Origin of the sequence: Asaia bogorensis (genome assembly GCF_900465345.1) — a bacterium.
Taxonomy (GTDB): Bacteria; Pseudomonadota; Alphaproteobacteria; order Acetobacterales; family Acetobacteraceae; genus Asaia; species Asaia bogorensis_A.
In genome coordinates this window covers 40,451-64,805 of the sequence record NZ_UEGO01000008.1, presented here as the reverse complement: position 1 = coordinate 64,805, position 24,355 = coordinate 40,451, and the positions used below count along the sequence as shown (strand labels likewise).

The 24,355-nt window shown below is 59.9% G+C and carries 23 protein-coding genes and 1 riboswitch; of the genes, 16 read left to right on the top strand and 7 right to left on the bottom strand.

Annotation, left to right across the window (positions count from 1 at the left end; genetic code table 11):
* Together ED655_RS15970 and ED655_RS03645 are read right to left on the bottom strand one after the other, a co-directional pair.
* The coding region (locus tag ED655_RS15970) for a hypothetical protein (protein WP_205835980.1) at positions 1–206 on the bottom strand (206 nt) is incomplete at its 3' end.
* Between the two features lie 196 nt (positions 207–402).
* The gene (locus ED655_RS03645; protein WP_240993481.1) at positions 403–996 is read right to left on the bottom strand and encodes a DciA family protein; all 594 of its coding nucleotides are present in this window, start codon (positions 994–996) and stop codon (positions 403–405) included.
* A gap of 9 nt (positions 997–1,005) precedes the next feature.
* Here ED655_RS03645 and ED655_RS03640 point away from each other — a divergent pair, with 9 nt between their 5' ends.
* Positions 1,006–2,097: an A/G-specific adenine glycosylase gene (locus ED655_RS03640; protein ID WP_122049032.1), complete on the top strand. Its 1,092-nt coding sequence runs from the start codon at positions 1,006–1,008 to the stop codon at positions 2,095–2,097.
* Between the two features lie 59 nt (positions 2,098–2,156).
* Positions 2,157–2,759 carry a hypothetical protein gene (locus ED655_RS03635; protein WP_122049031.1) on the top strand — a complete coding sequence of 201 codons (603 nt, stop codon included), beginning with the start codon at positions 2,157–2,159 and terminating at the stop codon, positions 2,757–2,759.
* Positions 2,760–2,794: 35 nt separating this feature from the next.
* Here ED655_RS03635 and ED655_RS03630 read toward each other — a convergent pair whose 3' ends face one another.
* The gene (locus tag ED655_RS03630) at positions 2,795–4,246 is read right to left on the bottom strand and encodes a cryptochrome/photolyase family protein (RefSeq protein ID WP_122049042.1); all 1,452 of its coding nucleotides are present in this window, start codon (positions 4,244–4,246) and stop codon (positions 2,795–2,797) included.
* 261 nt (positions 4,247–4,507) lie between these two features.
* Here ED655_RS03630 and ED655_RS03625 point away from each other — a divergent pair, with 261 nt between their 5' ends.
* From ED655_RS03625 to ED655_RS03590, 8 genes are all read left to right on the top strand, one after another.
* The gene (locus ED655_RS03625; protein ID WP_122049030.1) at positions 4,508–4,702 is read left to right on the top strand and encodes an entericidin; all 195 of its coding nucleotides are present in this window, start codon (positions 4,508–4,510) and stop codon (positions 4,700–4,702) included.
* Between the two features lie 186 nt (positions 4,703–4,888).
* Positions 4,889–5,039: riboswitch (FMN riboswitch) on the top strand.
* A gap of 191 nt (positions 5,040–5,230) precedes the next feature.
* Positions 5,231–6,217, top strand: coding sequence for a bifunctional diaminohydroxyphosphoribosylaminopyrimidine deaminase/5-amino-6-(5-phosphoribosylamino)uracil reductase RibD (ribD, locus tag ED655_RS03620; protein WP_122049041.1), 987 nt, complete (start codon positions 5,231–5,233; stop codon positions 6,215–6,217).
* A complete protein-coding gene (locus tag ED655_RS03615) occupies positions 6,217–6,828 on the top strand; it encodes a riboflavin synthase (protein WP_122049029.1) in 612 nt (203 codons plus the stop codon). The genes ribD and ED655_RS03615 overlap by 1 nt, the downstream gene beginning before the upstream one ends.
* Positions 6,825–8,114, top strand: a complete 1,290-nt coding sequence (gene ribB, locus ED655_RS03610; RefSeq protein ID WP_122049028.1) for a 3,4-dihydroxy-2-butanone-4-phosphate synthase — start codon at positions 6,825–6,827, stop codon at positions 8,112–8,114. The genes ED655_RS03615 and ribB overlap by 4 nt, the downstream gene beginning before the upstream one ends.
* 9 nt (positions 8,115–8,123) lie before the next feature.
* Positions 8,124–8,597 carry a 6,7-dimethyl-8-ribityllumazine synthase gene (gene ribH / locus ED655_RS03605; protein WP_023977802.1) on the top strand — a complete coding sequence of 158 codons (474 nt, stop codon included), beginning with the start codon at positions 8,124–8,126 and terminating at the stop codon, positions 8,595–8,597.
* Positions 8,598–8,712: 115 nt separating this feature from the next.
* Positions 8,713–11,307, top strand: coding sequence for an MMPL family transporter (locus ED655_RS03600; RefSeq protein ID WP_122049027.1), 2,595 nt, complete (start codon positions 8,713–8,715; stop codon positions 11,305–11,307).
* A 162-nt stretch (positions 11,308–11,469) separates the two neighbouring features.
* The gene (locus ED655_RS03595; RefSeq protein WP_240993479.1) at positions 11,470–12,930 is read left to right on the top strand and encodes a carbohydrate porin; all 1,461 of its coding nucleotides are present in this window, start codon (positions 11,470–11,472) and stop codon (positions 12,928–12,930) included.
* A gap of 132 nt (positions 12,931–13,062) precedes the next feature.
* Positions 13,063–13,812: a TIGR00266 family protein gene (locus ED655_RS03590; RefSeq protein WP_122049025.1), complete on the top strand. Its 750-nt coding sequence runs from the start codon at positions 13,063–13,065 to the stop codon at positions 13,810–13,812.
* 27 nt (positions 13,813–13,839) lie between these two features.
* Here the strand turns inward: ED655_RS03590 and ED655_RS03585 are convergent, their stop codons facing one another.
* Genes ED655_RS03585 through ED655_RS03575 form a run of 3 tightly spaced genes read right to left on the bottom strand, consistent with a single transcriptional unit; the run spans position 13,840 to position 16,669 of the window.
* Complete coding sequence (locus tag ED655_RS03585; RefSeq protein WP_162993371.1) at positions 13,840–14,568, bottom strand: hypothetical protein; 729 nt, start codon at positions 14,566–14,568, stop codon at positions 13,840–13,842.
* 56 nt (positions 14,569–14,624) lie between these two features.
* On the bottom strand, positions 14,625–15,449 hold the full coding sequence (gene cysE, locus ED655_RS03580) for a serine O-acetyltransferase (RefSeq protein ID WP_023977808.1): 825 nt from the start codon (positions 15,447–15,449) through the stop codon (positions 14,625–14,627).
* Positions 15,446–16,669, bottom strand: a complete 1,224-nt coding sequence (locus tag ED655_RS03575) for a UbiH/UbiF/VisC/COQ6 family ubiquinone biosynthesis hydroxylase (RefSeq protein WP_122049023.1) — start codon at positions 16,667–16,669, stop codon at positions 15,446–15,448. The genes cysE and ED655_RS03575 overlap by 4 nt, the downstream gene beginning before the upstream one ends.
* Positions 16,670–16,839: 170 nt before the next feature.
* Between ED655_RS03575 and glnK the strand changes: the two genes are divergently transcribed.
* The 6 genes from glnK to ED655_RS03540 all read left to right on the top strand — a co-directional run bounded on the left by glnK (position 16,840) and on the right by ED655_RS03540 (position 23,177).
* Positions 16,840–17,178, top strand: a complete 339-nt coding sequence (gene glnK / locus ED655_RS03570; protein ID WP_023977809.1) for a P-II family nitrogen regulator — start codon at positions 16,840–16,842, stop codon at positions 17,176–17,178.
* Positions 17,175–18,515: an ammonium transporter gene (locus ED655_RS03565; protein ID WP_122049022.1), complete on the top strand. Its 1,341-nt coding sequence runs from the start codon at positions 17,175–17,177 to the stop codon at positions 18,513–18,515. Before glnK ends, ED655_RS03565 begins: the two co-directional genes overlap by 4 nt.
* Before the next feature lie 31 nt (positions 18,516–18,546).
* Positions 18,547–19,050: a hypothetical protein gene (locus tag ED655_RS03560; RefSeq protein WP_023977811.1), complete on the top strand. Its 504-nt coding sequence runs from the start codon at positions 18,547–18,549 to the stop codon at positions 19,048–19,050.
* A 533-nt stretch (positions 19,051–19,583) separates the two neighbouring features.
* A complete protein-coding gene (locus ED655_RS03550) occupies positions 19,584–21,128 on the top strand; it encodes a hypothetical protein (protein WP_122049020.1) in 1,545 nt (514 codons plus the stop codon).
* A gap of 296 nt (positions 21,129–21,424) precedes the next feature.
* Positions 21,425–22,114, top strand: a complete 690-nt coding sequence (locus ED655_RS03545; RefSeq protein WP_122049040.1) for a transaldolase family protein — start codon at positions 21,425–21,427, stop codon at positions 22,112–22,114.
* A gap of 103 nt (positions 22,115–22,217) precedes the next feature.
* Positions 22,218–23,177, top strand: coding sequence for a carbohydrate kinase family protein (locus ED655_RS03540; protein ID WP_162993370.1), 960 nt, complete (start codon positions 22,218–22,220; stop codon positions 23,175–23,177).
* 62 nt (positions 23,178–23,239) lie between these two features.
* Here ED655_RS03540 and ED655_RS03535 read toward each other — a convergent pair whose 3' ends face one another.
* Positions 23,240–24,166, bottom strand: coding sequence for a GIY-YIG nuclease family protein (locus ED655_RS03535; RefSeq protein ID WP_122049018.1), 927 nt, complete (start codon positions 24,164–24,166; stop codon positions 23,240–23,242).
* Positions 24,167–24,355: the final 189 nt, after the last annotated feature.

Here is a 24,355-nt window from a genome sequence, read left to right as displayed (position 1 = left end):
CCACCGCCCCAGCCACCAGGGCGCCCCCCGAAACCGCCGCCCGGACCACCGCCATGAAACCCGCCGCCAGGTCCCCCACCATGAAAACCACCGCCACCGGGGCCACCACCGTGAAATCCGCCACCGCCTCGTTGGGCATAGGCGGGAAGAGCTGCAACCATCGGCATGATGAGCAGGGCAACCCTGAATATAGACTGTCCGCGCATGGTCTTGATCTTTCCTTCCGGCGAAAGCGCTGGAAAAACGACTTCGTTTCCCAGCATATCGTCATGCGAGAGGGCGGAAAAAAGTCGAAAGAGTAACACCAGGATATCGTTTCGTGACAAATGATGCGTGCCCAGGACGATAGAGAGCCCGGATGCTGTCTGCGAGGCGGGAAAGAGCTGCGCCGCCCGCGCGCCTTCAGCGCCTGGGGCGGCGCAGGATATGGCCACCCAGACGCGACAGGACCTCCTGCAATTCGCCTTCTTTCATACCTGCAATGGCAATGGGTCGGGGTGCTGGACGCGCAGCAGGGGTGGCGGGTCTCACGATACCCGGATCCTGCAGGATCCTGATTTTCTTCACCAGCTGGGTGCCATCATCGAAACGCAGATCTCGCCCTGATCGCAGGGGGCCGCAATGGTTGTTGATACGCTCGATCAGCTGTGGCGCAAGATGCTGGAGTTCCAGCGCGATCGGGCCGGTACAGGCAATAGTAAGTGTCCCTGCGCTGACCTTGCGCGGCTCGGTCTGGGTAGCAAGGGCGGGGCCGACAATTTCTGCCCAGTCCAGAATAAGCCGGACCGCCGGGGCAGGTTTGCGATTGAAGGCAGGCCGTGTGACCTGAGGGAGGATGGCGCCAAGCGCGCGCCCTGTCATGGTCCGGCGTTCGGGGGCCGGGGCAGGTGAGGCACCCGTGGTTATCGCCGGTTTGCCAATAATGGACCGTGCACGGGTGGGTCGAACGGGGCCAGACGCAACAAGCCCCTTGTCCGTTGTGGAATCACGCTTCATATCGCCCCTGTGACTCCTTCTGCTTCTGCCCTTCTGGACTGGTATGCACGCCAAAGACGCGTTCTGCCCTGGCGTGCTCTCGCAGGGCAGGCTGCTGATCCCTACGCCGTCTGGCTAAGCGAGATCATGTTGCAGCAAACGACGGTCGTCACGGTTATGCCGTATTTCGAGCGGTTTCTGAAGCATTATCCCACGGTCAGGCATCTGGCCCGCGCCCCCTTGCAGGAGGTGCTCGCGGCCTGGGCAGGTCTTGGCTACTACAGCCGCGCACGCAATCTTCACGCCTGTGCACAACTGGTGGCAGAAAAGGGTGCCTTTCCGGATACGGTGGAAGGACTTCAGGCGTTGCCCGGTATCGGGGCCTATACGGCGCGTGCCATTGCCTCCATTGCGTTTGCCGTGCCCGTCGTTCCGGTCGATGGCAATGTCGAGCGCATTACAGCGAGGCTCCATGCCGTCGCAGAGCCTCTTCCAGGCATCAGGCGGCAGCTGGATCAGCTCGCGGCAATGCTCAATCTCGACCCAGCCGCGCAGGCGGTTCCCGGTGATTTCACACAGGCATTGTTCGATCTTGGGGCGGGAGTCTGTACGCCACGTCGGCCCTCATGCCTTGTCTGCCCCTGGCGTGAGTCCTGCAAGGCCCATGCTTCGGGGGATCCCGCGCGTTTCCCGGTTCGCGCCCCACGCAAGATCAGGCCAGAGCGTTACGGCGTTGTTTTCCGGCTGATGGATAGTCAGGGTGCGATCTGGCTACGTCACCGTCCGCCAACAGGATTGCTGGGTGGCATGACCGAACTCCCGGGTACTGCGTGGCAGGACGACCCCATTGCGTTCGAAACGGCGTTGCAGTTGGCGCCTTCTCCCCTGAATATGTCAGACAGGTCGGGTCAAGTGCCGACGGTTCCGGGGCTGACATGGAAAGTTGCTGGACAGATCCGGCATGTTTTCACACATTTCGCACTGAATCTGACGGTCATCGCCGTACGGATGAGCCATTTCGGATCGCTCCATAATCAGGAGGGTTTTGCGTGCCCATCTGAAGCCTTGGGGCAGCAGGCGCTGCCCAGTGTCATGCAGAAATGTCTGGCCCTGCCGGTGTGAGACCGGCCAGGGGATCATGTAAGACAGCGATGACTGATTGACGAAAGGGACGCCTGTCCATGCTCTATGCCTCTGCCCGTTTCTGGCTTCTCGATTTTTTCGGGCACGTGGTCGATCACGATCCGCTGCGCGACTGCCTGTTTTCTGTCGTGCCGTCGCCTGGGCGCTATCCAGGCCTCTTCTTCTTCGCAGATACCGTGGCCCAGGAGCAGTTCACTGTCACGCTGCGCAAGGTCGTCTCGCTTCCAATGCCCATTCCCCAGCTTCAGGCCAGAAGATTACCCAGTGGTGTAGTCACATTGCAGCGTCTGGACGGTACGGGGCGCTATCTACGCAGCGAGGAGAATGCCGGGATCGATTTCCATGCTGTCGAGGCGAAAGACTGGGAGCATTTTCTTATCCTCAGTGAGTCGATGATGCATGCCTATGCCATTCTTAGTCAGGACAAGGTGAGCACGATAACCACCTCCGATGGCACGCACCTGACCCCCATGACCTTCGTGCAGGGACATGCTGGCGTGATCGGCCCCTGCCACTTTTCTCTTGCGGCCAACCTGCCCGCGCTTGAGGATCTCGCAGGGCTTGAGCCGGGTGCATCGACAGAGCTGACGCTCAAACTGACGGATGGTGAAACACGGACGCTGACCGTCACCCGCCACTAGGCGTGTGACGGCAGGGTGGGCCCGCATAGCCCATCTCAGCTGCCCTTCGTCTTGCGATAGGCAGCCATGGCCCTGTCACGTCCCTCATTGAGAGAAACAATAGGCTCGGGATAGTCACGCCCGAGCCTGATTCCGGCACGCTCGAGAACATCCCTGTCTGCCTGCCATGGTGCGGCAATGGCGTCACCGGACAGTTTCGCCAGTTCTGGTACCCAGCGCCGGATGTAATCACCCTTCGGGTCGAATTTCTCCGATTGGCGCAGGGGATTGAAAATCCGGAAAAAGGGTGACGCCTCTATGCCCGTCCCTGCGACCCACTGCCAGTTGACCGCATTGGACGCCGGGTCGGCGTCAATCAATGTGTCCCAGAACCAGGCTTCTCCCTGGCGCCAATCAATCAGCAGGTGCTTGGCCAGAAACGAGGCGACGATCATGCGCGCCCGGTTATGCATCCAGCCGGTTTCCCAAAGCTGGCGCATCCCGGCATCCACGACCGGGATGCCCGTCTTACCCTTCTCCCAGGCCTGCAGATCCTTTCGGCTCTTGCGCCAGGTCAGGGAATCGAACTGCTTCTTGAGGTTGTGCTGCGGCAATTGCGGATTGTGAAACAGCGTATACCACGAGAAATCACGCCATCCGAGTTCAGACAGGAAGGTCTCGCGATCGGCTGGCTCGCCCTTGTTCTTGCAGTGATGCCAGATCTGACGGGGTGAGAGTACGCCATGACGCAGATAGGGCGAAAGCCGCGAACTTTCTTCGGCGGCCATATCGTTGCGGCCGGTATTGTAATGGGCGAGGGGGCCGGAGGCGAAATCGCCCAGAGCCTCATGCGCGGCCTCTTCGCCATGATCCCAGTATTCCCCCATTTTCGAAGCCCAGTCCGGCTTGGTGGGAAGTAGGGCCTTGTCGATATCGCAAGGGGCGAATGTCGTTTTTTTGCCATGAGTGAATGAGGGAGGCAGGAAAGAGAGGCCAGAAGGCGCAGCTATGGGGGAAGGCGGTGCCCCCAATCCCTTGAATCCTTTCCACCAGGCGGAGAAGATCTTGTACGGTGTGCCGGTTTTGGTCAGGACGGATTCCGGCTGGCGCAGCACCGTACCGTGCAGACGCTTCATCGTGCACCCGGCCTTGTCGAGTGCATGCGAGACCGCGTCGTCCTGCGCATTTGCTTCTTTCTGATAGCGGTAATGGCAGAAGAGAGCGTCGGCTCCTGTCTCCTTTGCCAGAGCGGGCAGGATTTTGGCGGGATCACCCTCAAGGATCAGGCAATCGCCTCCCTGTTTCTTCAGCGTCTGGCGCAAACTGCCAAGAGCGCCGTGGAGAAACCAAAGGCTGGCTCCACCTTGTGCCCGGGTCGTGCCCGAACGATCAAGCACATAGACGCAAAGAATTTTGCCGCCGCGCCCGCTGGCCGCATCAAGGGCGGGATGATCCTGAAGCCTGAGGTCATCGCGAAACCATACTATCGAGGGAGGCGTGTCGGTCATGAGAGGGCTGCCTGTGTTGCCATTGCGGGGTCCGGTGCCAGGAGCGGGGCTTCGGCGTTCGCACAAAAAGGTGAACAGGATGAGCGCATCACGCCGCATGGGGTTCAACTACGGGGCATTTCTGGCCATTTTCTGCGCGTGGACGGGGCATGAGGGTTGCAGGGCAGGGCCATCACATGACGATGCCAATTTGTAACGAAGCAAACCCATATGCTGGTGACGCGTTGTTAAGGCCCGAACCTATAAAAAGGGAATTGTTTCATGACTACGGCTTCCTTCCTCCGCACCGGTGCTCTTGCTGTCATGCTGGCGCTGCCTGCCTTTGGCCTCACCGCATGCAACACGGTTGACGGTGCCGGGCGCGATGTCAGCTCGATCGGCCATAATGTCAGCAATGGTGCAAACGCTACCCAGGGCGCAATCCACAATTCGGTGCCGCAGGCTGCAACGCACTGAGTGACCTGAACCGCGCCTGGTTCAAGCATGAAGGGCGGGGATTTCCCCGCCCTTTTTTGCGTCTGCTCATCTTGCCGGGATGATGGCGGGGGCCCGTGTCAGGGTGCCAGACTGGCTTTGCCCCTTGCAAAACGCGTTCAAGGGGGCACATAGTGACCGTCCGGTCATGTCGACCGGTGCAGAATTCGACGTTCTCAGGGCGGGGTGAAACTCCCCACCGGCGGTAGGTGCCTCTGGCACGAGCCCGCGAGCGCCTCAGGCTCTTCAGGCCCGGGGGTCAGCAGATCCGGTCAAAATCCGGAGCCGACGGTCATAGTCCGGATGGAAGAGAACAGGACTTGCCTCAGTCATGGTGCACCCGCCAGGGATGCTCATGGCCGAGATACAGAATGTTCACGCCCGGAGACCGTCCTTGATGGATGGGACCGTATCATCGTGTCGGGAGTTTTCGCCCCCGGTTCTGCCTTCGCACAAAAGGGCCATAGTCTGGCCCAGCGTGAGGCGGTTCGTTCGGGATTTGAGGCCGCGCTGAACGAAGCGGCGCGTTATCTTGGCGCCACCTCTCCCAATCCTGCTGTTGGCTGTTGTCTGCTCGACCATGAGGGCAACATACTCGTCACCGAGGCTCATCACCGTACCGGAACCCGCCACGCCGAGGCGCTTGCCCTGCACCGGGCGCGCGAGACCGGCGTGATCGATCGCGTGGCGACAGCCCTTGTTACCCTCGAACCCTGCAATCATGTCGGACGCACGCCCCCCTGCAGCGAGGCGCTGCGCGACAGTCCTGTGCAGGATGTCTGGGTGGGCATGAGCGATCCGAACCCGGTAGCCGGGGGCGGGATTGCACGCCTGCAGCAGATGCCTGAGGGGCGGAATGTCTTTCTGCTCGAGGATTTTCCGGCCTTCGCCGATGTGCATGCTGGCTGCGCTGCGCTTCTGGCGCCTTTTGCCACACGTATCATGCGCCAGCGCCCGTGGATCACGGTCAAGCAGGCACGGGACGATACGGGTTCGATGATTCCACCTGCCGGGCGCAAGACTTTTACCAGCCAGGCCTCGCTTGAGATTGCCCATCGCCTGCGCCGCGCCAGTGATGCAATCATCACGGGCATCGGCACAATCCTGTCTGACAGCCCACGTTTCGATGTGCGCCATGTTCCCGATCATGAGGACCGGGCGCCACGACTGGTCGTGGTGTGCGACAGACAGAATCGCCTTCCCGATTCCTGGCGGGAGAAAATGATCGGTAGCGGTTTTCGCGTGCTTGTCTCGCGTGACCTGGGCGAGATCCCTTCGCTTCTGGCCGATCATGGCGTGAACTGGGCGATGGTCGAAGCCGGGCCCGGGCTGCTTGGCGAGATCAGGCGACTTGGCCTGTGGGATGACTGGCTGGATATTCAGACCACCCCGGACGGTCCTGACCGGCACCGGGTCTACTCCCACGGCCCCACCCCCTTGCGTTTCATACTTGATGAAGGGGCGCGTCCCCTTCCTGCTGACAAGGCTGCTTTCTGATGTTCTCAGGCATTATCGAACATATCGGCCGTATCAAGGCTGTCGAACCCCGTGATCAGGCGATCCTGCTTCAGGTCGAGACGGGACTTTCAGATATGGATCTGGGCGAGAGCATTGCCGTCAATGGTGTCTGTCTGACAGTCGCCTCCTATGACTCTTCAGGGCTGGCAGATTTCTTTGTCAGTGCTGAAACGCTGTCGCGCACGGCTCTGGGCAGACTGGCCGCCGGAGCACGGGTCAATCTGGAGCGGGCCAGCACACCCTCGACACGCCTTTCGGGACATATCGTTCAGGGGCATGTCGACGGGCTTGCCCATCTGGTGGGAATCCGCTCGGTCGGGGAGTCGCACCACATTACGTTCCGCCTGCCCGCTGCCTTGCGTGGTTACGTGGTCGAGAAAGGATCGATCGCGCTTGATGGCGTCAGCCTGACGGTCAATGAGGTGAGCGACGTGCAGGATGACAGCTTCACCATCGCCCTCATGATCATTCCTCATACATGGGACCATACCGGGCTTTCCGAAATCCGCGAGGGCGACCCGGCCAATGTCGAGGTCGATGTGCTGGCCAAATATGTCGAGAGCCTGCTGAAATACGGGGTACGGTCATGAACACGCTTCCCTCACCCGGTCTGGCCTATGCCATCACCGCCCTGCGTGAAGGGCGCATGGTGATGATGGTTGATGACGAAGCCCGCGAGAATGAGGGCGATCTGGTGATTGCCGCCCAGTTTGCCACGCCGGATGCCGTCAACTTCATGGCAACCCATGCGCGCGGGCTGATCTGCCTGCCGCTGGAGCCGGAGCAGATCGAGCGTCTTGAATTGCCTATGATGCCCCGGCGCGGTCATGATCCACGTGGAACGGCCTTCACCGTATCAATCGAGGCCACGACCGGGATCACGACGGGGATTTCGGCGGCCGATCGGGCACGAACCATTCAGGTTGCGGGCCACCCCGATGCAAGGCCCGAGGATATCAGCACCCCCGGCCACATCTTCCCCTTGCGGGCGCATCCCGAAGGTACGGTGGCCCGTGACGGGCATACGGAAGGCGCTGTGGATCTGGCTCGGCTGGCTGGCCTGTTTCCCGCGGCGGTGATCTGCGAGGTCATGAGCGATGACGGCACGATGGCACGCCTGCCGGAACTGCGCGCATTCTCGGCCCGTCACGACATTCCCGTCATCAGCATCGAGGAAATCGCGGCCTGGTGCCGTGTGCATGGCCGCGAAGCGCTGGGGGACGTCATTCTGCCGGCACCCGTTCCGCCTGCGGTCGAGCGCATTGCCGAGGCAGCGCTTCCCAGCGTCTATGGCGGTCACGACCTGCGTATCCAGGCGTTCCGTGCCCCTGATGGCATCGAGCATGTGGCGCTGATCAAGGGTGATCCCGCTAACGGTACCCCCCTGGTGCGTCTGCACTCCGAATGTGTGACAGGTGATGCGCTGGGTTCGCTGCGCTGCGATTGCGGCCCGCAATTGCGCGAGGCGCTCGAGCGTATCGCCGCAGCGCCTTCCGGCGTGCTGGTGTATCTGCGCGGGCATGAGGGCAGGGGGATCGGACTTGGCAACAAGATACGGGCCTATGCCCTGCAGGATGCCGGCAAGGACACGCTTGAAGCCAATCTGGAACTGGGTCTGCCGGGCGATGCGCGTGACTGGGTGACAGGCGCGGCCATTCTGCAATCGCTTGGTATCGACACGCTCAGGCTGCTCACCAATAATCCCAGCAAGGTCTCGGGACTGGAGGCGGCAGGGCTGAAGGTCATCAGTCAGGAACGCCTCGAAGCCGGGTCCAACCCGTTCAACCGGGCGTATCTTCACGCCAAGCGTACCCGGATGGGGCATCAGCTCAGCGATGTCTGGCCCGAACTCGTTGATTCAGTGATTCAGAAGTAAGGATCTTCCATGAGCAAATCCATCCCCGTCGCTCCCGACCTCACACTCGTTCCCACGCCCAAGCTCGCTCTGCTGGTGAGCCGCTTCAACACGGATGTCACGCATGGCCTGCGTGATGGCGCGCTGGAATGGCTCGCTGAACACAATATCCGCGATGTCGATGTGTTCGATGCACCGGGAGCTTTCGAACTGCCCTTGATGGCGCAGGCTCTGGCCAAGACGGGAACGTATGAGGGGATCATCTGCCTTGGCTGCGTGATCAAGGGTGACACGGCCCATTTCGAGTTCATCAGCCTCGGGGCCACCATCGGCATCATGCAGGCCCAGCTTGCCACTGAAACGCCCATCTCCTTCGGTGTGCTTACCACCTACACGGACGAGCAGGCCCAGGCCCGCTCGCGCAAGGATGTACACAACAAGGGTCGCGAGGCTTCGGCCGCCTGTGTCGAGACCCTGGCTTTCCTGCGCAACACCCGCAGCTGAGGTGTTTGTTACAACGCTGTGACGGGTGTGGTTTCCCATTCGGGTGACAATGCTCTAAACCTGCCCGGACCATGACGCCTTGGCGTCTTTCCGTGGCAGGGTTCATCACACGTCAATGCTAGCAAATTTCATCGGATCGATCGTCTCGTTCTGCGCAAGGCGCGCCCTTGTTATCGTCGCTCTCTTTGCGGTGCTTACAGCCGGCAGTCTGGTGCTGACGGCGCAACGCCTTGGTGTGACAACCAATACTGATGAAATGTTTGCAGCCAGCCTGCCCTGGAAACAGCGTGGCGCAGAGCTGAGCCAGCTTTTCCCGCAGAATGACGACCTGATGGTGGCCATCATCAAGGCCGACATGCCAGAGCAGGGCCGCGCGACAGCGCGCGAACTGGCCCGTATCCTGCGCGCCGATCACAAGAATTTCCGTACCGTTCGCCTGCCTGACGACTCGCCCTTCCTTGAAAATCACGGGCTGCTTTATCTCGACAAGCCGGTTCTCGGCACGCTGCTCGATTCCATCGTGGCAGCGCAGCCTTTTCTGGGGACGCTTTCGGCCGATCCGTCATCGCGCGGTATTTTCACGGCCCTTGGGCTGATGGGTGAGGGGCTGTCGGCGGGCGAGGATATTCCCGAGAGCTTCATGCCAGAGCTTCGCGGCTTTGCCACAGCGCTGAATGATGCCGCCAGCGGCCACCCGAAAGATCTGTCATGGCAGAATCTTCTGGCGGGTCCGCTGGGCGATATGGCGGGCAACTACCAGTATGTGATCACGCAGCCGCATCAGGATTTCGGCTCGCTTCAGCCGGGTGGTGAGGCAAGCGCCGCCATGCGCCGTGCCATCGATTCCCTGCCATTCGTCAGGAGCGGCAACGCAATCGCCATGATCACCGGCCCGGTGCAGCTCAGCGATGAGGAGTTCTCGACCGTTGCCCATGGCATGGGGTTTGGTCTGCTGACCTCGCTCGTACTGGTGGCGTGCTGGCTGGTTCTGGCCGTGCGTTCTGTACGCGTGATCGTGCCGATCCTGATCACGCTCGTGATCGGTCTGCTGTTGACGACCGGCTTCGCCGCCCTCGCCGTTGGCAAGCTCAATCTGATTTCTGTCGCGTTTGCCGTTCTGTTTGTCGGTATCGCTGTCGATTTCGCGATCCAGTTCTCTGTCCGCTTCAGGGGGCAGCGTCTGGCATCAGGTGAGGCCATGGTGCCTGCCGAAGCACTGGCCGAGACGGGCCGCGAGACGGGACATCAGATTCTGGTGGCGGCTCTGGCAACGGCGGCGGGTTTCCTTGCCTTCGTTCCGACCAATTTCGTGGGCGTGGCCCAGCTTGGCCTGATTGCTGGTATCGGCATGATCATCGCCTTCCTGTGCACCATGACCCTGCTGCCGGCCCTGCTGCATCTGTTCCGCGCGCGTCTGAGCAGGGGCATGCCCGGTTTTGCAAGCCTTGCACCGGCCGACGGTTTCCTGCGTCGTTTCCGCAAGCCCATCTTGGCGTTCTACGCCATTCTGGCCCTGACCGGCATTGCGCTTATTCCGCGCCTCAGCTTTGACGCTGATCCTCTGCACACCAAGAATCCGGACACCGAGGGAATGCGCGCGCTTCATCTGCTGGAGCAGGACCCGCGCGCCTCGCCCTATGATGGCGAGGTGATCGTGCCGAACCTGAAGGTCGCCGCAGAACGGGCCAAGCAGTTCGACGCGCTGCCAAGTGTTTCCTCGGTCATGTGGCTGGGCATGTTCGTGCCGGAAGATCAGACCGAGAAGCTCGCGATGATCAAGGACACGGCGTCGATCCTGCTGCCGACACTGGTGGGTCAGGAAGTGCAGCCTGCGCCCGATGCCAATGCCCTTCGCGCCAGCGCGGCCTCGGCAGCGGCGAAGCTGGGCGCCGTGATCGACAAGACAGCGCCTGACTCACCGCTGCGCGATATCCAGAAAGCCCTTGCGACACTCGCCAAGGCGCCGGATGACCGGATCATGGCGGCCAATACGGCGCTGACGCGCTTTCTGCCCGAGCAGCTCGCCCAGCTTGTTGATGTGCTTCAGCCCACGCCTGTGACGATGGAAAGCATCCCGCAGGATATTGCGCGTGACTATGTGGCGCCGGATGGACGCGCCCTGTTGAAGATTCTGCCGAAAGGACGGATGTCTGACAGCAAGGTGCTTTATCGCTTCCTGCGCGACATGCAGTCGGTGGACAAGAATACGGCAGGCACGGCGCTTGAGGTGGTCGAGAGCGCCCATACGATGGTTCATGCTTTCTCGACAGCGGCGATTTCGGCTCTGGTCATGATCGCCATCATCCTGTTTGTGGCGCTGCGGCGCCTGCTGGATATGGCGCTTGTTCTGGCACCCCTGCTGCTTTCTGCGCTGATCACGGTCATTCTGATCGTGACGGTGCCCGAAACACTGAATTTCGCCAATATCATCGCGCTGCCCCTGCTGCTTGGCGTGGGGGTGTCGTTCAACATCTATTTCGTGATGAACTGGCGTGCGGGCATCAAGAGTCCCTTGACATCGCCGACGGCGCGCGCAGTCCTGTTTTCGGCCCTGACAACAGGAACGGCATTCGGGTCGCTTGCCGCCTCGCAGCATCCGGGCACGGCCAGTATGGGGCGGCTACTGCTTATGTCGCTGGCCTGCACATTGCTTGCAACGCTGACCTTCATTCCCGCCCTGCTGCCCAAGCGCAGCATCGACAAGGAATAGCCGGTTCATCTGGCAAGACGGGGGCGCCTGCCAAAGCCGAAGCATTGTGACCCCCGTGTGCTGGTTTCCCCCGGCTCCGGGTTTGCGGAAAAAAAATCGGACTGGTCAGGCACGGATTGGCGATGCTAGGACCGAGGCCTAACGTTTCCGTGAGCAGTTTCTTTGGTTCTGAGTCACTTCTTCCGCTGGAGCCTGGCCGCCGCCTGTCTTGCAGGTATGTCAGCCCCGATGCCGGGCTGGGCCGCCGATGATGACGATGAGGAAACCGGCTCGGAACCCAGCTATCAGATCAATGATCCGTTTCCTGACCGGCCCTTGCAGCCCACCAGCGTGCCGGCATTCGGTCAGCCCAAGGCCGTATTCTACAATCCCTTTGGCCTAACGGACTGGTTGCGTCGCCACGGGATCGGGCTGCTGCTCGACAATATCAACGAATATGCGGCCGCCGTCACCACACCCACACGCCATGTCGGCGATTACCGTCAGGGATCGAGCAATGCCGGGCAATATGCCCTTTCGCTGAATGTGGACTGGGAGCGCATCGCGCATATCAGGGGCTTTGCCACGCATATGGTCCTGACGGGGCGCTATGGCACGCCTGCCAACCGCATGTTCGGCGACTGGCTGAACCACTCCTCAGAAATCTATGGCGGGGGCGGCAATGTGGTGGTGCATCTCGTCATGGCCTATGGCGAAGAGACACTGTATGGCGGCAAGCTCTCGATTGCGGCGGGGCGCATGGCCGAACTCTCCGACTTCGTGGCCAGCCCGCTTTTTTGCACTTTCCAGATCAACGCCATTTGCGGTCGCCCCCGTGCTGCGGCCGATACCGGCTATGCCTCGACCTTTCCGGCGGGGAACTGGGGTTTGCGTGTGCGCGGCCGCCCCTTGCCGCAATCCTATATCCAGCTTGGCCTGTATCTGACCGAAGAGGGCATGTTTGCCTATTCGATGAACCGCAGCGGCTTCAAGTTCAACAGTGCCTATATCAATGGTGTGCGTATGCCGCTCGAACTGGGCTGGGAGCCAAGGGCGCGCGGCCATTTACCCGGCCATTACAAGATTGGTGCGGCACTCACGACCACCCCGCTTTCCGATATCCACGAGGACCAGTACGGCCAGCCCTATGCCGTGACAGGGCTGAACCAGCGCCAGCATCGTGCCAGCTATAATGCCTGGGTGCTGATGGATCAGAAGATCACGACCTATCGCAAGGACAAGGCCGGACAGGATACGGATTCCGGCCTGACGGCGCTTTGGGGCTTTCTCTATAATGACGGGCGCGTGGCGCTGCGTCACTGGCAGGCTTATGGCGGTCTTATCAGCCGTGGGACTTTCGCCTCCCGCCCTGAGGACACCATCGCTCTGGCCTTCAGCTACACGGCAATGTCGCCGGGCGTGCAGCGCACCGAGGAATTGCTGCGCGCGAGGGGGGAGGTACTGCCCTACCGTGCCACCGGTATCCAGCGCCATGCCGTTGTCATGGAGGCCAATTATGGCTGGCATGCCTGGCGCGGTATTCTCATGCAGCCGATAGTCGAACTGTTCGTGCGACCCAACGGGCAGGGAAACCTCAAAGACGCTGTTCTGCTCGGCTTCAAGTCCCATGTGGAGTTCCTCTGAACAACCGGAACCGGCCTGATGGTCATGATCGGTCGAGAACGCATCTTTCCTGGTCTCCTGCATTTTTGCCGATGCATCGACTGGCTCCGCCGTGCCATGCTCTGTGACGTAATGTTTCCCGGAGAATGATTCATGGATGCGCAGATTGATGGTTCGTTGTTCCCCGTACTCCGCATCGCCCTCCAGCCCGGCGAGACGCTCATGGCCGAAACGGGCGAGCTCTCCTGGAAAAGCCCCCATGTCACGCTGGAAACCAGTACGTCAGGGGCCGGGCAAAGCGGATTCATGGGCACCATCTCGCGCATGATTGCGGGAGGTGGGCTGTTCATGACCCGTTATCGCGCTGAAGGGGCTCCCGGCATCGTTGCCTTCGCCGCCAAGATACCGGGGCATATCACCGAGCATACGCTCGATGGATCGCGGGCCTATCTTGTGCATCGTCATGGCTTCATCGCTGGTACCGAAGGGGTCCGCCTCGACATGGCTTTCCAGCGCAAGCTCGGCGCGGGCCTGTTTGGCGGGGAGGGATTCATCCTCCAGCGCATCTCGGGCTATGGTCAGTTCTGGGCGGAGCTGGGCGGCGAGATCGTGGCCCATGATCTTGCACCCGGAGAACAGATCGATGTGCACCCCGGTCATGTCGGTATGTTCGAGGAGAGTGTGCAGTTCGATATCACGACACTGCCCGGCATACGCAACAAGCTGTTCGGGGGCGATGGCGTGTTTTTGGCCCGTTTGACCGGGCCGGGGCGCATCTGGCTGCAGACACTCACCTTGTCCAATCTCGCCGGAGCCCTGTCGCCCTATCTGGGCGGGACCGAAGCCAGAGGTGCTGTGGAAGGCACGCTGCTCAGTTCGCTCGTCCGCAAGGCGTTCGACTGATCCCGACGCTGCGGGATACGCCCTGTCTCAGGGCAGTCGCGCCTCGCGCAATCTGGCGAGGCGCTTTTTCTCGGCTGGAGGATTCGCGTAGAGCGCTTCAAGGGGAACAGCGTCATGGCCGAGCATCCAGGCGACTTCCAGATGATAGAGTCGATAGAGTCCGCTCCGGCGCACATCCAATGAGGGATCATGCGCCTGGAATCGTGCCAGATTATCTCGCATATCGAAGTCACCGCCCTTGCCGATGAGATCGGCATAGCCTTCATTGAGCCATGTGGGGCGGGTCAGGGCAAAGAAGCGTCCGAAGCTGCGGCCCTGCATCACATGCGTCGCCTCATGGGCAATGTAATAGGCGAGCGGGCGTTCCTTCGCATCTGCCATCGGTCCGGCATGGGGAGGAATGATCCTGTCATGACGGATATCCGACTCACGAAGGTAGATATTGGATGTGAGCGGCGCGATCACGATGCCCCCGACGTTCGGGTGAAACAGCCCATAGAGCTGTAACCGCCAGCGCGTGTTGCAGAAAAAGACGTGGAAGTGCTGCTGTGGCGTGTAGAGGCTCGATGTCTGCAAGCGCCGCGTCGCGTCATCCAGAATGATAGTGATATGACTGTCGATAGGGCGATCCGACCAGAGATCGAATTGCCGATACTGCATCCGATAGGCAAAAGCCGGTTCAGGATAAGCCAGGACACCTAGATAGGTGGCGACCAGCTCAGCCAGAGTAAGCGCCCCACGGCGCAGCCAGCGCAACAGCGTCCTCACTCGAGAGGGCACTGTTGCCGGAGACACTCCTGAAGGCTTCGATGTCAGATCACGTAATCCACGGGAGGTAGACGCTGATCCATGCCCAGCGCTGGCATGGAGGTATGGCGCGTGCCGATGCGACGGGCGGGATTGCCCACAACCGTTGTGTAGGGCGGTACACTCTCGAGCACGACAGAGCCGGCGCCCACCTTGGCGCCCTCGCCAAGCTCGATATTACCCAGCACGATGGCTCCGGCTCCCACAAGAACGCCCCGCCGGACCTTGGGGTGACGATCGCCGGTTTCCTTGCCCGTGCCGCCGAGAGTAACGCCCTGAAGAAGTGAGACATCGTCTTCAATGATGCAGGTTTCACCCACCACGATGCCTGCCCCATGATCGAACACGAGGCGCCGTCCAAGACGGGCGGCGGGGTGAATGTCGAGACCGAAGCGTTCACTCACCAGGCTTTGCAGATGGCGGGCAAGATGCTGGCGGTCATGGCACCAAAGCCAGTGGGCGATACGATAGGCCTGGATGGCGTGATAGCCCTTGAAAAACAGGAAGGGGGTCACGTAATCCGGGCAAGCGGCATCGCGCTCGCAGATCGCGATCATGTCTTCGGCCGCGGCTTCTGCAATTTCAGGTTTTTCAGCCAGCGCCGATGTGACGAGCGCAGAGAGCACCGGAGCCGAAAGCGCGCGGTCAGCCAGTTTGGTGCCAAGCAGCGCCGCGAGAGCCCCCTGGAAATTGCGGTGATCGCTGATGCCTGTCGCAAACACACCCTGAATCAGCACATCGCAGCAGACATCGCTCTGCTTGAGCATTTCCTGCCATACGACGCCCAGATCGGGCGCTCTGGGCGATGTCTGATCGGGTGATGTGCTCATAATCCCATGGCCTTCTTCACGAATGTGCGGCGCAGGCCTGGCAGGCGGCTCATCACGCCCAGCCCAAGATCACGCCCGAAGCGCAAGAGAGGATTGTCATTGCCGAAAAGACGTTCAAGCCCGTCACAAGCCGCCATGATCGCCATGTTATGGGGGCGCACCTGACGCTGGTAGCGAGCAAGCAGATCTGCGGCGCCGAGATCGCCTCCGCTGGCAAACCGCGTTTCCAGAAGGGAAGAAAGGGCGATGATGTCCTTGAACCCGACATTCAGGCCCTGTCCGGCAATCGGGTGAAGCCCATGGGCAGAGTCGCCCGCGAGCGCAAGCCGCGGTGCCGTGTAACGCTGGGCATATTGTGCCGAGAGCGGATAGATCCAGCGTCGGCCGACCGGAACGGCCTTGCCTACATCATCGCCAAGACGCTGCATGATGGCATTGGCAAAGGCTGCTTCATCGAGCGCATAGAACCGCTCGGCGCGTCGTGTCGCCTCTGCCCAGACGATCGCCGAACGATAGGGATGCTCGGCCGTGGGCGGCAGGGGGAGGCGTGCAAACGGCCCCTGAGGAAGAAAATGTTCGAGCGCCCTGTCGTCATGCGGGCGCTCATGATGAATGATGCTGATCAGTCCGCACTGGTTGTAGGGCAGGCGCGTGACCATGATGCCCGCCTGCTGGCGTAACGGGCTCTGCCGCCCCTCTGCGGCAATGACGAGCGGCGCCCGATAGACCGGTCCGGATTTGAGCGTGATCTCGACATGATCGGCGCCAAATTCGAAGCGCCCCGTATCAGGCGCGGCAATATCGAGAGCGCCTTCATGCGTTGTCAGGGCATGGTTGAGGGCCGCACGCAGGTCGCGTGCCTCGATCATCCATCCGAATGGCGTGGCTTCACCATTTTCGATCGGTGCATCCTCCGGGCCAAAGCGCAGGCCGTGGGGGGAGGCTGGCTCACCGGGGCGGCCATCACTGACGGTGATACTACGTATGGGCTGCGAGGGGGAGGGGAGGTGCTGCCAGATACCGGCCGCCGCCAGCATGCGGCGTGAGCCTTCGGTGATGGCATAGGCGCGCCCGTCGAGCGAGGGATGTTCCATGCCCGGCAGGGGAGACCGGTCGATGAGCAGAACCCGAAGCCCCGAGGCCGCAAGGCGACAGGCCAGAGTGGCCCCAACGGGGCCAGCGCCGTTTATGCAGATATCGACCTGTCGCATGGGGTTCATTTCTCCGCAGCATTGTTGACCGTGGCTTTTTTAATGCAGTCGAAGGAAATGGGAAATGGATCGTCATAGACCCTTGCCAATCTCGTTATGAAACTGGCACGATTTATGTTCATGAGAACTGGCGGAGCTGTTTCTATAAACAGAAGCCGTTTGCGGTGCGGAGGAATGTAATGAAGCTCATTACGGCGATTATCAAGCCGTTCAAGCTGGACGACGTCCGTGAAGCGTTGACCCCTTTAGGGGTACAGGGCCTAACGGTTACCGAGATCAAGGGTTTCGGCCGTCAGAAAGGACAGACGGAGATTTACAGAGGCGCTGAATATCAGGTCAGCTTCTTGCCGAAGGTCAAGATCGAGATCGCTGTCAGTGATGACATCGTCGATGAAGTCGTCGATGCGATTCTCAACGCCGCCCGCACCGGCAAGATCGGCGATGGCAAGATCTTCGTCTCGCCTCTCGACAGCGTCATCCGCATCCGAACCGGCGAAACGGGAGAAACTGCCATATGAGCCGCGTCTTCAAGGCCCTTGCTCCTCTCGCTCTTTGCGCGCTTCCCCTGCCTGCCTTCGCAGCGCCTGCCGCGATTGACACGGGTGACACGGCCTGGATGCTGGTCAGCACTGCCCTTGTGCTGCTGATGACCATTCCGGGTGTCGGCCTGTTCTACGCTGGCATGGTCCGCAAGAAGAATGTTCTCGCGACCCTTATCCAGTCCTTCGCCATCTGCTGTATTGCCAGCATCGTATGGCTGGTGATCGGCTACAGCCTTGCCTTCGGCACGGGCACGCCCTGGATTGGCGATATGTCGCGCTTCATGCTGAGCGGCGTGGCCGAGCATATCAGCAAGGGGGTCGATCAGGCCTTCACCATGGGGGCCAATTCGGCCAACCCTGTAGCGATGACGATTCCCGAGAGCGTCTGGGTGATGTTCCAGATGACCTTCGCAATCATCACGCCTGCCCTGATTGCTGGCAGCTTTGCCGAACGCATGAAGTTCTCGGCCCTGTGCGTATTTACAGTGCTGTGGTCCCTGCTGGTCTATGCGCCGATTGCCCACTGGGTATGGAGCCCGCTCGGCTGGGTGGCCGGTATTGGCGCGGTCGATTTTGCCGGTGGTACCGTCGTTCATATCAACTCGGGTGTCGCAGGTCTTGTCGCTGCCCTCGTGATCGGCAAGCGCCGTGGTATGGGTCATGACGACTTCTCGCCCTTCAACCTGACCTACGCCATCATCGGCGCCTCGCTTCTGTGGGTGGGCTGGTTCGGCTTCAATGCCGGTTCTGCCGGTGGCGCCAATGGCCGTGCAGGCATGGCCATGCTGACCACACAGATCGCGACCGCAGGTGGTGCGATGGCCTGGATGGCTGCCGAATGGATCCACTCCCGCAAGCCGACGGCTCTTGGCATCATCTCCGGTGCTGTGGCAGGTCTTGTGGCCATTACGCCTGCGGCAGGCTTCGTGCTGGCTGGCCCCGCACTGATCATCGGCCTCGTGGCTGGCGTGGTGTGCTTCTGGGCTTCGGCCATTCTCAAGCCGCGCCTTGGTTATGATGACAGCCTTGATGCCTTTGGTGTGCACGGCACGGGCGGTATCGTAGGCGCTTTGCTGACCGGCGTGTTTGCCTATGGGCCGCTATCGGCAACGGATGCCAACCCGACAGGCGTCGTCGGTTCCTTCGCGCAGTTCGTCCGTCAGGCCGAAGCTGTGGGTGTGACCATCGTCTGGTGCGTGATCTTCACCTTCATCATCCTGAAGGTTATCGACCTCACAATCGGGCTACGTGTCACGCGTGACGAGGAACTCGAAGGTCTGGACATGGTTCTGCATGGTGAGCGGATCAACTGATCCGCACTCCTTACCCAACGGGAATTTGCCAATGGCGCTGAAACTCTCTCATGGCCACGTTCTGCTGGCCGGTCTCATGCTCGGTGGAGCGGCCTGTGCCAGCTCCCCCGCCCTGGCGCTGACGGCGAAGGAATGTCATGCGAAGTTTCAGGCTGCCGAGAAAGCTGGCACCCTGAATGGCCAGAAATACAAGGATTTCAAGGCTGCCCAGTGTGGCGATGTCTCGACCAGCACCGCGCAGACATCCATGGCTCCGGCAGAAAAGGAAGCAGCGGCAGACAAGCCTGTAACCACCGAGGCACCCGCCTCACCGGGCGCAGGAATCGCTTCGAAGCCTTCCACGACAGCGTCTGGCAACGTGGTATTTCCGACCTCTGTCTCCGCTGCCTATGCCAAGCTCCCGGCTGGCAAGGCACGCATGAAAACCTGCCTCGACCAGTATCATGCGAACCAGCAATCCGGCGGAAACGGTTCCCTGAAATGGATCCAGAAGGGCGGCGGGTATTACTCCCAATGCAATGCCAAGCTGAAGTAAACAAAAAGGCCCGGAAACGGGCCTTTTTTTATGGAATCTGCCGGGTTTTCCGTGATGAGATGGGCTCACCAGCCTTGATGCTCTAGGCCTCATCCTGTCGGAGGCAAGCAATGATTGATGGCCAGATGGGGTCATTATGGTCGGGCTTGCAACGGCCCAGGCGTGCAGCGGTTCAGGCGTACAGCGGGTCTGTCTTGCAAATGCTCGCTTCAGCCCGCCCGCAAATTATGATCCATGAGGCGGGCCCCTCTCCGGAAGAAAAGCGCTCCGGCTTTCCCGACGACATGCAGAAGGCAAGCGGCCTATAATTCGGAGAGTTATTCCGACAAATTATGTATATAATCAAACAAATTTGATAATTGAGGCAAATACCGGTCTCAAAGCAGGGGGGATCTCTTGTTATCTCTGGATTCCTGATTCTATATTCCACCATATCATGGATTTCTGGAGGTCAAGCCTGATCCTTGTTCATGCCGTCTCCGAGGGTGTGAGGACAATGCTTGTACTTTTGCGGCAAGTGGGGAGTTTTTTCCGTGGAGAAGGTTGTTTTTGCAACAAATTACAATGAGGGAGAGGACTACCTTTCTCTCTACATAGATAACTTTCTCCATTTTACCGATGAGAACTGCCAGCTGATCATCAATCTGTCGCCCGGACGTCGTCTGGCGGATTCAACGATCGGCGAGCATGACCGGGTCCATATCATCAACGGGCATACAGAGCGCTCCAAATGGGGCATGGGTCTTGCGATGGGGCATCTTGAGTCCTTTGCATATGCTGCGAGAGAACTGGGCCCGTTCGATTTTTTCTGCACCACCGCATCGAATGCGATGTTTTTCAGGAAACCGGATTTCCGCGCTGTGATCAGCGAACTCGATGCCGGCCATATCTTTCCTGTCACTTCCGGACGAGATTACTCCAAGGATCATGACATATCGATCAGGGGATATGAAGGCGAGGGTGGAACCTGGGCCTGGACGGGCTTCAACCAGTCCGAGAATTTTCGACGCGCGCTTGAGGAAAAATGTGGAATCAAGCGTTGCTCGGTAACGCAGATCGAGGGGTTGTTTGCGAGCAAGCAGGATTGGGACATCATCCTCGATCATCACGAACAGATAAGTGCCCTGCGTCACGCCCTTGATGAGGATCCGAATGACGCACGCTACTATATGGCTGTCGAGGAAATGCTGTTCTCGACATTTATCCTCCAGTCCGGCAGCGGGCGTTTTGCCCATCTCTGCTTCGTGTTCTGGAGTGGCCTTGGCCGTGTAGGCCCTTCCGAGTTGCTTACTACGCTTCCGGAGCTGCCACCACATTTCTGCTGCGCAAAGTGGTTCGATCGCCAGATTACTGATCCTGCAGCCACCCTTGTGGGGACCGAGGCGGGTCGCGCTCTGCTTTCAGCGTGTCGGACGGCGCCAGCCAAGCGTTCCATGCTGTTCGCCCAGATCCGGAAAAGCCTCGATGCGCTTGAGGCATCGCAGTATGAGGCGAATGCAGAGGGTAGTATCGCGCGGCACTGGCATTCACTGCCCGGGTGGACCGGGCGTGTGCTGGTCGAGGGACAGATTGATCTCGTGAGGCAACATGAGACAATTATCGACGATGTCTCCCGACCGGTCGAAACCTACGCGCCATTTTTTCTTGCCGAGGAAGCGCACAAGCCTTTCGATCTCTCGATTTCCATGACCGATGGAGAGGATAGTCTCCAGATTGTGGCAACCGGTCTCTATCCGAATGATCGGCAGAGCACCGCGCTGGCTGGTTACATCTATCTTTCCTGTCGAGCACCTGTCAGCGAGTTCATTCTGGCTTTTGACAGCCGAGACAGCGCGCATCGCGTGGCCGATCGTGTCGTGCTGTACGATAATCATCATCATTACACAGTCGTCTCGCCGGACCGCAAAACAGAGCGCAATGGTGAAATCAGGCTTCATTACCAGGTCAGGGATGAAGTGAAATTCAACATCATCTCCATCGGGGTCCCGTGTTTTGGCAGGCACTACACGGCCCTTCGTCTGAGCGTGCTCGAAACGATCCCACAACCCGGTCAGATGATGATGACCCTTCCCTCCTGATAACAATTGCGTGGCAGGTGGAGTGTGGCTTCTTTTGCGAAACCACTCTCCCGATGCCCTCCTCCGCGGCGCCCGCCCTGCCAGTACCCGCCCTGCCAGTGCCCACCCGTATCGGGCGGACCCTATGGGGGACAAAAGGCGATAATGCCGGTGCGCTATATTGCATGCGGTCTCGCTCGTCGATGACAGAGAAGTGTGGGCCGAACACATAGATATGCGCTGACAACTATACGGATCGTCTCACAAGCTTCATGACACGATTTTCCGATTCCTGTTCCAAGGCCAGGGGATTTGTCATGACGCTTCGAGCCGTTCCCGAAAACCAGCCCGGTTTAAGACTCTTTCTGGACACAGCGGATCGCGACGCCATACGGCGCTGGCTTCCTACAGGGCTCTTTCATGGCGTCACGACCAACCCGACCATTCTTGACCGGGCTGGCTTGCCCTGCACGCTTGCCGACATTGCGCCACTGGTTGGTGACATCCTCAGCTACCCGGTGAATGAGGTGCAGGCCCAATGCTGGGGGGTAGAAACAGACAGGCTGATCGAAACCGGATTGGCGCTTGCGGCGCTCGATCCGCGTATGGTCGTCAAGGTACCGATCACTGAAAACGGCATACGTGCTGTTTCAGCATTGCATGCCTATGGTGTACGGACGACCCTGACCGCTGTTTATGCAGCGCATCAGGCCCTCACGGCTGCCGCTGCGGGTTCGGATTACGTGGCCCCCTATTTTGGCCGGATTGGTGATCATGGGGGCGATGCCCTCGCAATCGTCACGGCCATGCAGCGCATCCTGCACGCTTGCGGGCGTCCGACGCGTCTGCTCGTTGCAAGCCTGCGAAAAGCCGATGACCTCGCGGCTCTTGCGGCCTCGGGGTGCGACACCTTCACCTTCAGCCCGTCTGTCGCTGAGCAATTATTCAGCGATCCGCTGACGACAGACGCAGCGGCGGCCTTCGAGAAAACCGCTGCTGGTCAATGACCGTGCTCGCCAGTGACCGTGCCCGCCTGCTGCTGCGAGCCCGCGAGGCATAGTCAGTATCAGTTCTCTGATGGCGGGCTCATGTCTCGCTGAAAGTCTGGTCATGAGTGGTTCAGTCCTGTGTCTTGGTGAAGCCCTTATCGACTTCATTCCGGTCGATTTGCCAGACGGGCTATCAGGAAAAGGGGGTGCTTATCGGCCCTGTCCTGGTGGCTCTTCCTACAACGTAGCGCGTGCGTTGGGGCGTCTGGGCGTCAAGACCTGGTTCGGTAGAGCCGTCTCGACAGATCTGTTTGGCGATCAGCTTGTCGCTGCACTTGAGCAGAGCCGGGTCAGGCTGGACTTTCTGCAGAGGCTGGATGCACCCTCCACCCTAGGCTTTGTCAATCTCGATCAGGCTGAACCGGCCTACGCGTTTTTCGACGAGGGAGCGGCCGATCGCCTGTGTGAGACCATGCCGGACAGTGCGGATCTCTCATGCGTGGGGACCCTTCATTTCGGGTCGATCGCGCTGATAAGAGAACCCGCGGCGAGCGCCTATGAGGCGCTTTTCATGCGGGAGGCCGGCGGGGCGAGGCTCATCAGTTTTGACCCGAACATCCGCGCGTCGCTGGTCCGTGATGAACAGGGTTATCGCACCCGTATGCAGCGCCTCCTGCATTATGCCGATATTATCAAGATCAGCGGGGCTGATCTGGATTGGCTCTATCCGGGTATCGCTCATGAGGATGCAGCGCGCGATTGGCTTGGCCACCGGGCACGTCTCGTGGCGATCACGCATGGCAAGGAGGGTGTCAGCGGCTGGACGCCCACAGCGCAGGCTCATGCCAGCGCCATACCCACCAATGTGGTGGACACGGTGGGTGCGGGCGACAGCTTCATGGCGGGGTTGCTTGCGGGTCTATCCGATACAGGATTTCTGGCGCCGGAGGCTTTGGAAGCGCTTGATGGGACAGCCCTGCATACGGCCCTCGCTTACGGGCAAACCATTGCCAGTGCGACTTGTGCGCGTCGCGGTGCCGATTCACCGTGGCGAGAGTCGCCTCGAGAACGACCGTCATAATCAGCCTGCAGTGCTGATTTCAAATTACTGAATTCGAGTATGGGAGAGACGATAGAGAAGAATCATATGTCGCTGGAGGTCTTGCTTACATTGCGGCCCATCATTTCGGAGAGGGGACGACCACAGTCATCTTTCCATTCGACCCATCCATTGGTTGAGCGACCATTCACCATGGTTCCTGCCGCACTTGGTGAGGTGAAACTCAAATCGGTGAGAAAGCAGAGGCGTTCCTCGATAACCTGCAGATGGCCGTTATCGAGGAGATCTTGGCGCTTCTTTTGGGTGGCTGCGGTAAGAGACAAATGGGAGGCTGGAGCACGCCCCCATGAACCCTTTAAAACGATAAAGCCCGTTTCTGTATAGACACCTATCGCATTAGCTTTTTCATTACGAAGGTAAACGGTCTTTTCGGGGTGATCGCGCTCCGTTATTCGAGAAAGATGACTTACTTCCTCGAGGTTATGCTTGGCGGCTTTGTTGCTGACAAGCGCTTCAAAAACAGGGTGTCCGAGCGTCGTCAGGAGGATATCGATCGTCTCGAAAATCTCGCGACATTCAGCTTCCATAGCGGCCGGGGTATGCGGGCGTGTGCCTGTGGTGCTGTTCTCCAGCTTGCAGCGGCCCGCCTGCGCGGCGCGGCTGATTGCCAGCCATTCCAGATAATGCGCATGGGTTACCGTAAGACTATGCGTCAGTGAGAGAGCAACGAGGGCGCGGTTCCAGAAATCCTTGCCGTCATGGTGCTGCTTGAGTCGTGCGCCTAGATTACCCGTCTGACCAATATAGGCCTTGGCATGGCCCGTCTCGTCATCCTCACCGAACAGAAGGTAGAGCCCCACATGGCCCGCTTCCGACATGGCAAGAAAGTCAGCCAGCCTCAGGCGAGGAATCTCGATCAACTGAACAATGCGGGTTGTGATCGAGGCAATGCGTATGCCCTGCGGGTCGCCATCGGGAAGGAAGATCTGGATCGTCTGGGGATGGGCCATGGGGCTCTTTTTCTTCTTTGCAGGCAGGTTGCGGTCCTGTCCGGATAGGGCCGCAATAAAGGTTTCTGACGCATTCGGGTCATACCCGTAAAGGGCAGGGAGCGGCTCTCTCTTGGCCTGCGGCTTCAAGGGGCGAGGCCGAACAGCAATTGGGGCGGCCTGTCCGCAGTGCAGAACTGCGACAGGCCA